Source organism: Geobacillus sp. DSP4a (genome assembly GCF_013096875.1).
GTDB classification, from domain to species: domain Bacteria; phylum Bacillota; class Bacilli; order Bacillales; family Anoxybacillaceae; genus Geobacillus; species Geobacillus thermophilus.
Genome location: NZ_SDLD01000217.1, coordinates 1 through 411, shown reverse-complemented (window position 1 = coordinate 411; position 411 = coordinate 1). Strand labels below are relative to the sequence as shown.

Here is a 411-nt window from a genome sequence, read left to right as displayed (position 1 = left end):
ATTTTATGCTGGATCACCAAATAGACAAGGATCAAATGCGACATATCAATTGGTGTCAGAAGCTATAGTTGCAAAAGCGCCACACAACATAAGTGCTAATGAAGCGGTTAGTCTACCGCTAACTGGTATTACGGCATATGAAACGTTTTTTGATACATTTAAAATTTCACATAATCCTTCTGAAAATATAGGTAAATCCGTGTTAATCATTAATGGTGCTGGAGGTGTAGGAAGTATTGCCACTCAAATTGCTAAACGGTATGGTTTAACTGTCATTACAACAGCATCACGACAAGAAACAACAGAGTGGTGTGAAAAGATGGGCGCAGATATCATATTGAATCATAAAGAGGATTTAGTGCGTCAATTTAAAGAAAAAGAAATTCCATTAGTAGATTATATATTTTGCAC

General features: G+C 35.5%; 1 protein-coding gene. It reads left to right on the top strand.

Features of this window, described 5'->3' with window-relative positions:
* The coding region (locus tag ETC02_RS17065; RefSeq protein ID WP_171698489.1) for a zinc-binding dehydrogenase at positions 1-411 on the top strand (411 nt) is incomplete at both ends.